This window comes from Micromonospora sp. 4G55 (assembly GCF_016803375.1).
Genome location: NZ_JAEVHN010000429.1, coordinates 1 through 5,407, shown reverse-complemented (window position 1 = coordinate 5,407; position 5,407 = coordinate 1). Strand labels below are relative to the sequence as shown.

Genomic DNA, 5,407 nt, shown 5'->3' with positions numbered 1-5,407 from the left:
CCAGCTCCTGCGGCGTGTAGAGCGGGTTGTGCTCGACCACCACCGCGCCGAGGCGCAGCGCGGCGTAGAAGGCGATGACGTGCTGCGGACAGTTCGGCAGCACCAGGGCCACCCGGTCGCCCGCGCCGACGCCGAGCCGGCGCAGCGCCTCCGCCGCCCGGGCCACCTGCGCGTCGAGCTGGGCGTAGGTGGTGGTGGACCCGAAGAAGTCCAGCGCGACCCGGGAACCGAACCGGCCGGCCGCCGCGCGCAGCAGGTCGACCAGGGACTCCTCCGACGGCGCGACGGTCGCCGGCACGTCGGGGGCGTAGCTGCGCAGCCAGGGCCGCTCGGCGGTCAGGTCCATCGGGTCTCCCCTCGCTGGGCACGACGGTCCGCCCGCCGGTCGCGACCGGGCGTACCGCCCCCAGCCTAACCTACCTACCGGTAACCTACGCCCGCGTAGGTCCGGGTCAGCAGCCGCTCCACCGCACCGGCCGCAGCCCGGTTCCGTTGGTGGAGCCCACGATGGTGCCGTTGTCCGCGATCGCCCAGGCCATGATGAGCACGGCGCCCGGGACCGCCCCCGGGAGCGGGACGAGGCGGTCACCGCGGTCGACCGCCCGGTCGCCGAGCACCGTGCCCCGAGCGTTGACGTCCTGCACCGACGGCAGCCCCGGGTGCACCGGTACCGGCACCCCGCTGCGCAGGTCCCAGCGCATCAGCACGTCGTCCCCCTCGGGACCGGCACCGCCGACCGCCCAGTCACCCTGCGCGGCCCGTACCCAGGTACGCGTCGTGCCGGGCGCGGTCAGCCGGTCGATCCGTCCGTCGGGCCGGCGGACCCAGGCGGTGGGCGTCGTCGCGCCGCCCGAGGCGCCGGCGCCGCCGACGATGGTGCCGTCGTCGAGGATCTCGAGCGCGCCCGAGTTCGCCGGCGCGTCGACCACCTCCACGGTGCCCGGCCGGTCCGCCGGCCAGAGCAGCGGCAGGGCGCTCTCGGTCTCCTCCACCGAGCCGCGGCCCACGATGTCACCGCGGGCGTTGATGCCGTTCGGCCAGGTCCCGGAGACCGTCGCCGGCACCGGCAACCACTCCAGCCGGCCGTCCCGGTAGCGCCACGGGCGGTAGGTGCCGTCGACGAAGGCGCTGCCGACCACCACGCCGTACCGGTTGACGGCGGCGAGACGCCGGGACGGGTCGGACGGCACGACGGTGACCCGCGGCCCGTCCCACAGCAGCAGCAGTTCCTCCCATACGTCCCCGGTGACGCGCAGGCCCCGACCGGCGATGAACCGCCCGGTCGGGTCGATCGCCCGCGCCTCGCCGTGCGTCACGTCGGCCGGCATCGGCAGCGGGCGGATGGTGCAGAACGTCGCGCTGCGCGGCCTCGTCGCCGCGGTGGCGACGCCGGGCGAGCCCAGCGTCGCGATGAGGACGCCGGCGGTGAGGCCGGCGAGGAGGCTGTTCGGGATGGTCCGCGTCATGGCTGCTCCCGGCACTGGCGCCCGGGTCTCCGGGCGGTTCCATGCCCTGTTCACGGATCAGGTCACCGCCCGGTTGCACCGCGGCCGGGGAATCTGCCGCGGCACCGGACGGACGCGGCCGCGACCGGGCCGCTCGGCGGTAGGTCCCTCCGGTTCCCCCGCCGTCGACGTGCGGGCGGGACACCCGCACCGTCGACGACGCAACTGACGCCGCCGATGCCGGCGGCGCAGTCGGTGGAGTCAGCAGCCGGTCCAGCGCACCGGGGTCACCCGGCCGTCGTTGCGGAAACCGACCACCGTGCCGGTGTCCGAGATGGCCCGAGCGCCGACGCCCACCTGGGCTCCGCCTCCGGGCAGCAGGCGGGAGGTGCCGCCCCGGGCGATGCGGTCGCCGCCGACCACCGTTCCGCGCTTGTTGACGTCGGTCACCAACGGCAGCTCGTCGGCAAGTCGCGACCAGGAGCCGTCGCGCAGGTCCCAGCGCACTTTCACCTGGTTGCCGTCACCGAGGTTGACCCGACCGATCGCCCAGTGGCCCTGCGCCGCGTAGACGATGGTGGTGCGGGCCCCCGGCACGGTGAGCGCCTCGACACGTCCGTCCGGGTACCGCACCCAGCCGGTCCACGCCGCGAACTCGCCGGCGGTGCCGACGATGGTGCCGTCCTCGGTGATGCCCTTCGGCGCGGCGTTGGCCGGAAGGTCGAGCACCTCGAAGGTGCCGGGCCGGGCGGCCGGCCACCGCACCGTGAAGGGGTCGCCGGTGTTCGGGTCCACCCCCACGCCAACGATGTCTCCTGCGCCGTTGATCGCCGAGGGCTGCGCGCCACCAGGCGGCGACGGGAGGAGTTCGAGGACGCCGTCGCGCAGGATCCACGGCCGGGTCCTGCCATCGGCCCAGCCGCTGCCGACCACCGTGCCGGCGGTGTTGACGTCCGCCACGGCGTCGGCGAGCGGCGACTCGATCGTGGTGAGCCGCCCGCGCTTCCAGAGCAGCAGCAGGAGCTGGTTGCTCTCCTCGCCCCTCCGCAAGGCGGTGCCGGCGATGAACCGGCCGGTCCGGTCGATGGCCTGCGCGTCGGCCCGGTAGACGTCGGCGGGGTAGGGCAGGGTGGACAGCTTGCAGGCGCTGGCCGTCCGCGGTGCGGCGGCGGCCGGCGCGGTGGCGACGCCGAGCGCGGCGGACAGCAGCCCGGCGGTGGCCGTCGCCAGCATCCGGCGTCGAGCGAGGTGGGCCATCGATGTCTCCCCGTGGTTGGTCCGGTGCTCCGGACGGTGTGACGGGAGAACCATCGACGACCACATCGGGTTGCGATCTGTCCGATACCTGACAACCCGTTCGCGTTTCCGCCCGCGCCGCGGTCGCGGCGGGTCGACTACCGGCGGCCGGGGGAGTGCTGCCGCATCATCTGCCGTCCCCGCACGAACGCCAGCACGATCACCACCACCAGTGCGATCGCCCCGATCAGAACCAGCCAGCGGACCGCCTCGAGGAGCAGCCCCAGCAGGACGAGCGCGCCGCCGACGATGCCGACGATCCAGAGCACGGTCCGCATGTTCGCCTCCCTGATCGACTGTCCGCGCGCCTTCCCCGTGGGTGGCCGGACATGCCGGTCGGACGCGAAAACGCCGGTCAGCGTCGGGCGACGTAGACGGTGTTGGCGCTCTCGCCGCCGGTCAACGGGTTGGCGAAGCGGACGACGTGGGCCTGCGAGGTCGGGAACACCTCGGCCAGCACCCGGCCGAACTCCTCGTCCGGCGGGTCGTCCGACCAGAGGGCGAACACCCCGTCCGGGTGCAGCAGGTCGGCCAGCCGGCGCAGCCCGTCCGCCCGGTAGAAGGGGGCGTGGCTGGGGTGCAGGACGTGCCGCGGCGAGTGGTCCACGTCCAGCAGCACGGCGTGGAACCGGCGGTCCGGATCCGCCGGGTCGAGGCCGCTGCCGGCGGCGACGGCGGCGAAGAAGTCGGCCCGCACGAACCGGGTACGCGGGTCGGGCGCCAGCCCGGCGGCGAACGGGAACAGCTGCCGGCGGTGCCAGTCGATGACGTCCTCGATCGCCTCGACCACCACCAGCGAGCGCACCCGGGGGTCCTCCAGCGCGGTCCGCGCGGTGTACCCGAGGCCGAGGCCGCCGACCGCCACGTCCAGGGCGTCCCCGGTCAGCGGGGCCAGGCCCAACCGGGCCAGCTCGATCTCCGCCACCGGGAAGAGGCTGGACATCAGGAACTCGTCGTCGAGCTTCACCTCGTACACGTCGACGTCGAGCGCCGGGTCGCGGCGCCGGCGCAGGCTGATCTCGCCGATCGGGGTCTCCCGCCAGGCCAGTTCCTCGAATCGCGCGCCCACCCGGCCTCCTCGCCGCCACCGTCCGTGCGGGATGCTACCGAACGGGTCCGGCTCCTCCCGCGACCCTGACCGGCCGGCGCGCTCTCCGGTGCCCGTAACCGGCAGTCACGCCGGCCGGGTCGCCACCACCACCGTGTCGAGCGCGTCCACGGTGCCGCCGTCGACGGTCACCGGGCGGCGGGCCGTCTCCGCCCGCCGCACCCGCAGCCCGTCGAGACCGGCGGTCACCTCCTCCGGGGTGAGCAGGATCGCCGGCTCGCGCGGGCCGCCCACCCCGCCCTCCAGGTTGGCCCGGTCGTGCCCGACCACCACCACCGTGCCGCCGGGCCGCAGCGCGTCGCGCGCCCCGGCCAGCACCGTCGCCCGCGCCGCCGCAGGTAGGTGCAGGTAGGCGACCAGCACCAGGTCGTACCGGCCGGGCTCGGGCGGGTCGACGGTGACGTCCGCGACCCGCCAGTCCACCGGTACGCCCCCGGCGCGCGGCCAGCTCCCGGCCGCGCTCCACCGCCACTGGTGAGAAGTCGACCGCGGTCACCCGCCAGCCCCGCCCGGCCAGCCAGACCGCGTTGCGTCCCTCCCCGGCGGCGAGGTCGAGCGCGTCACCCGGGGGCAGGTCGGCGGCCGCCTCCACCACGAAACGGTTCGGCTCGGCGGTCCACACCAGCTCCGTCGAGGCGGCGTACCGCGCGTCCCATTCGCTGCTGTCCACCGTCCGGTTATACGCCAACCCGGGCGACCCGGGGCGCGACGTCTCGGCGGCGGCGTCCTGGAGCCGACGACGCAGGGTCGCCGGGACATCGACGCAGCGCATATCCTGTCCGCCGACGACTCGCCGGAAGGGACGCCATGCCGTCGCGGCAGGACCAGCTCCACTCGTACCAGTTCACTGTGCAGCGGGCGGTCGCCGCGCTGGTGATGCGGGAGACCGACCCGGCGCGGTCGCCGTTCCGGCGGCTCGCCGGCGCCGGTCTGGCGAGCGTGCTGGTGGCCGCGATCGGGCTCGGGGGCTTCGCCCTGTACGGCCTCTTCGCCGGCGGCGGCAGCAAGTGGCGTGACCCGGGCGCGGTGATCGTGGAGAAGGAGTCCGGCGCCCGGTTCGTCTACCGGGACGGCAAGCTGCACCCGGTGCTCAACTACGCCTCCGCGCTGCTGATCATCGGCGCCGAGCGGTCCAGCACGGTGCTGGTCTCCCGCCGGTCCATCGAGGGGGTGCCCCGGGGCCTGCCGCTGGGCATCGCCGACGCGCCGGACTCGCTGCCCGCCCCCCGGGCGGCTCTCGACCGCCGCGTGGACGGTCTGCTCGGTCGTACCGGCCGAGACCGGGCATCCGACGCCCCGCTCGGCGCTGCTCATCGGTCGGGAGGCCACCGGCGGACGGCCGACCGGCGAGGAGGGGGTGCTGGTCCGGCACCCGGACGGCACGCTGCATCTCGTCTGGCGGCAGCGGCGCTTCCTGCTGCGCGACACCAGCCGGGTGCTGGCGGCCCTGGCCGCCACCCGGGAGCGGGCGGTGCCGGTGGCGCCCGCCCTGCTCAACACGTTGCCCGCGGGCGCCGACCTGGCCCCGCCGGCCCTGCCCGAGCTGGGTCAGCCCGCC

Annotated in this window: 6 protein-coding genes and 2 pseudogenes; 1 reads left to right on the top strand and 7 read right to left on the bottom strand. The window is 75.4% G+C overall.

The genetic code is table 11. From position 1 onward, the window contains the following. The 7 genes and pseudogenes from JNW89_RS26500 to JNW89_RS38195 form a co-directional block, all read right to left on the bottom strand. Positions 1-346, bottom strand: a 346-nt coding sequence (locus tag JNW89_RS26500; protein ID WP_238451042.1) for an AMP-binding protein, incomplete at its 3' end; no start/stop codon positions are given. Positions 347-452: 106 nt separating this feature from the next. Next, positions 453-1,466, bottom strand: coding sequence for a hypothetical protein (locus JNW89_RS26495; RefSeq protein WP_238451040.1), 1,014 nt, complete (start codon positions 1,464-1,466; stop codon positions 453-455). A 240-nt stretch (positions 1,467-1,706) separates the two neighbouring features. Continuing rightward, the gene (locus JNW89_RS26490) at positions 1,707-2,702 is read right to left on the bottom strand and encodes a hypothetical protein (RefSeq protein WP_238451038.1); all 996 of its coding nucleotides are present in this window, start codon (positions 2,700-2,702) and stop codon (positions 1,707-1,709) included. Between the two features lie 137 nt (positions 2,703-2,839). Further along, the gene (locus tag JNW89_RS26485; protein ID WP_238451037.1) at positions 2,840-3,019 is read right to left on the bottom strand and encodes a hypothetical protein; all 180 of its coding nucleotides are present in this window, start codon (positions 3,017-3,019) and stop codon (positions 2,840-2,842) included. Between the two features lie 77 nt (positions 3,020-3,096). Continuing rightward, a complete protein-coding gene (locus JNW89_RS26480; protein WP_238451035.1) occupies positions 3,097-3,810 on the bottom strand; it encodes a spermidine synthase in 714 nt (237 codons plus the stop codon). Between the two features lie 105 nt (positions 3,811-3,915). Next, positions 3,916-4,272 (bottom strand): class I SAM-dependent methyltransferase, encoded by a 357-nt coding sequence (locus JNW89_RS38200; protein ID WP_238451044.1) that lies wholly within the window; start codon positions 4,270-4,272, stop codon positions 3,916-3,918. Between the two features lie 67 nt (positions 4,273-4,339). Beyond that, a pseudogene (locus tag JNW89_RS38195) lies at positions 4,340-4,621 on the bottom strand (hypothetical protein); the annotation flags it as partial. 35 nt (positions 4,622-4,656) lie between these two features. Here JNW89_RS38195 and eccB point away from each other — a divergent pair. Further along, positions 4,657-5,407 (top strand): annotated as a pseudogene (gene eccB, locus JNW89_RS26465) (type VII secretion protein EccB); the annotation flags it as partial.